The sequence below is a fragment of the Pantoea sp. CTOTU49201 genome (assembly GCF_032054795.1).
Taxonomy (GTDB): Bacteria; Pseudomonadota; Gammaproteobacteria; order Enterobacterales; family Enterobacteriaceae; genus Pantoea; species Pantoea symbiotica.
Genome location: NZ_DAMBSA010000514.1, coordinates 1 through 2,820, shown reverse-complemented (window position 1 = coordinate 2,820; position 2,820 = coordinate 1). Strand labels below are relative to the sequence as shown.

The window sequence follows — 2,820 nt, the reverse complement described above, 5'->3', positions numbered from 1 at the left end:
CTGGCAGAAGCGGTAAAAGTTGTACTGCGCGGTCTGGTCATTGCCGTTATCGTCCAGCCAGAACGGTTTTTTGTTTTCTTCGCTCACATCAGCACCCTATCAATGCGTCGCTCCGGCCAGGCCCATTCGGTGCCCGAAGCGGTCAGCAGCACCGTCAGCTGGGTAAAACGCACAACGCTGGCGTACTGCGTCAGGAACTGCTCCAGCAGCTCGCAGAACAGGCGGGCATCGCCGGTGCCGCTGAACTGAGTTTCATCGAGCGCCACGCGAATACGCACGCCGTGCCAGTGATACGAGGAGTTATAGTCCTGACGCCAGCTGACGTGACGAATACCACTGATGCGACGGCGGTTGTTATCGTCATTGCTCCAGTCAAACAGCGTCAGTACCGCTCTGAGGCTGGCAGCATCGTTAATCATCTGGCTCAGGGCGCGCGGATGCAGCAGCGATATCACATGCCACTGATAAAGTTGCGTGCTTGGCGGGTAATAAGGCATAGAAGGGGGATGACGCGTTGTGCACTGCAACGTCAGGTTACCGGTGACCGCGCTTCCATCAAATACGGCTTTCTCCAGCGCCATGCGCGGAAAGTTACCATTGGTGCAGGTGATGTTCATAAACAGCGTGGCATCATCCTCGCCTCGATCGGTCTCGCTTTCATCGCCGCCCAGCATTAGCAAGGTTTCATAAAGACCGCTGACACCGCGCCAGATGCGCGTATGGAAATATCGCTCCGGCCAGGACTCTTTGCGTTGCAACATGCCACCTTTTTGCCGGAAATGACGATATGGCACATAACGCCGCTTATCCAGTGTTTCGCTGGCGGCAACTTCATCAACACTGTAAATCTCACTGTGCTGATCGCGTAGGCGGTGCGGGCGCAGACGATAATCGAGCACTGCAGGCTTCACCTTCAGCGGCTCGGCGTTCAGCGTAAACAGGTTAATCACCGGCACGCAGTGAATGCGCAGCGCATCTGCCTGCAGGGAAAGAGCACGCGGAAGCGGCTGACTAAGATGAATATCGAGAATCACCTCCCGGCAGCTTTCGTTGAAGAGAAGCGTGTTGAGCCCCGAAAGAGTAAAGAAGGCGTAGCGAGCCGGAAAACTAAAATATTCCAGCAGCGGGCGAACTTCGCCGCACAAGGCTGGGCTATCGCTTTCCGGCCAGACCGAGTGCCAGTGCTGCTGCCAGCGGGCGCGGATGTCGCCACTAAAGGGTTTTGGATCACAGTTATCGCTCTGCGGCTGGCGAACAGTAATTCTTTCAATATGGTTGGTTAGGGCCTGATACATCAGCGACTGCACCGGGCGATCTCCGTGGATATAGAGCGGGATATCGCTGAGATCGATTTGGCTCGGATCTGCCTGAGGGCTGAGTGAAAACCGCAGGGAGATCATCTGGTGTCCATCAGGATGGAAGGGCGTCGTTATCTCGCCCAGCGTCAGTGGATGCAATTTCAGCGCATCGGTAGTGCGATAAGGGCAGCGCAGGCCAGTAATATCCATCGGTCGGGTCAGCAGCGTTGTGCCTTCCGGCAGCACCGCATCACGTACCTGAGCGACCCTATCGGGCATAAGTTCCACCACTGACATTGATGGCAGCGTGCGGTTCACCACAGGCAGCAGATGCCCGAGCAGCGGCTCCGTCAGCTCAGGAATATCGTCATCAATCTTGCGACGCATCTGCGCCATCATCAGCGAGAAGCCTTGAAACAGTTGCTCGACCGAGTCATCCATCTTCAGAGATTTGCCGTCGACACCCAGTCGCCGTCCCGCCTCCGGATACTGCTCAGCAAACTCCTGCGCAGCCGCTTTCAGATAACGCATTTCGCTGTCGAAATATTTTAGAAAATCATGATCATTCATTGTTCACCTACTCAACCAGCGTGAGTGCCAGATAAATCACTGAGCAGAGTGAAACCAACCACAACACCAGTAGTGAGATCATTGCCCGGTAAAACATGACTCTTGTTCCGTGCAGGCGATCTGCCAGAGAACGCGGGCGGGAAAATTTTTTCGGCCACAGCTGCGCCATGCCCCGGTCAAACTCAGCAAGGTCGTCTTCGTTGTTGAGCAATGCGAAAAGCCGTTCATCAAGCCATAAACGCCAGCAGTAATAGTGTGTGATGAAGAACAACAACATTAACGGCAGACTCAGCGCGAAGTAGATAAGGCTGAGTATCAGCGCCAACGGTGGCAGCGTCAGCGCGGCAAAGTAGCGCCAGCTTGCCAGATGAATTTGCACAATTCGGTTGGTCATAATGATGTCTGACATAGCTGTTCCTTGCTGAAGGCTTCCAGGATTGCAATGTGTGCAGGGGTGAGAACAATCTGCGGGCGTCGGGAATGGATGAGTTCAACGGCCTGAACGACAGAAGCTGCGTGCCGTTCCGCCAGCAGCCACGCCGCAATCACCGTGGCACTGCGCGATAAACCCAGCGCGCAGCAAACCAACACCTTGTCACTTTCCCGGTGCAGTTGCTGAAGCTGTCTTACCGCAGCGTGCAAATGCTCAATGTCTGGCACCAGTAGATCCATTAGCGGATAGGCCTGCCATCTCTGTGCATTCCGGTTGCCTTTGTGTAATTCTGCAGTCAGATCAAAAACGGCAAAATCTTGCTGCGCCTTGTCCGGAAACCTGCCCAACGATACGCCAGCGGCAATCTCATTACTTTGCGCGGTATGCCGGGAAAACCAGCGGCGGGAAATCCTCGCGCCTATCAGATAGGGTAAAAGCAGCAGGCGTGCGGAGAGAGATAAGTTGCCGCAACTGCTTTTCTGGAATACCGTCACGCCCAACCCGGCATAGCCCGCAGCC

3 protein-coding genes are annotated in these 2,820 nt (G+C 55.1%); all 3 read right to left on the bottom strand.

Features of this window, described 5'->3' with window-relative positions:
* Positions 1-83: 83 nt before the first annotated feature.
* The gene (tssF, locus tag RTY00_RS23055; RefSeq protein ID WP_312666509.1) at positions 84-1,868 is read right to left on the bottom strand and encodes a type VI secretion system baseplate subunit TssF; all 1,785 of its coding nucleotides are present in this window, start codon (positions 1,866-1,868) and stop codon (positions 84-86) included.
* 7 nt (positions 1,869-1,875) lie between these two features.
* Positions 1,876-2,277, bottom strand: coding sequence for a hypothetical protein (locus RTY00_RS23050; RefSeq protein ID WP_312666508.1), 402 nt, complete (start codon positions 2,275-2,277; stop codon positions 1,876-1,878).
* Positions 2,259-2,820: dual specificity protein phosphatase family protein (locus tag RTY00_RS23045; protein ID WP_312666507.1), on the bottom strand; the 562-nt coding region annotated here is incomplete at its 5' end. The genes RTY00_RS23050 and RTY00_RS23045, both read right to left, overlap by 19 nt.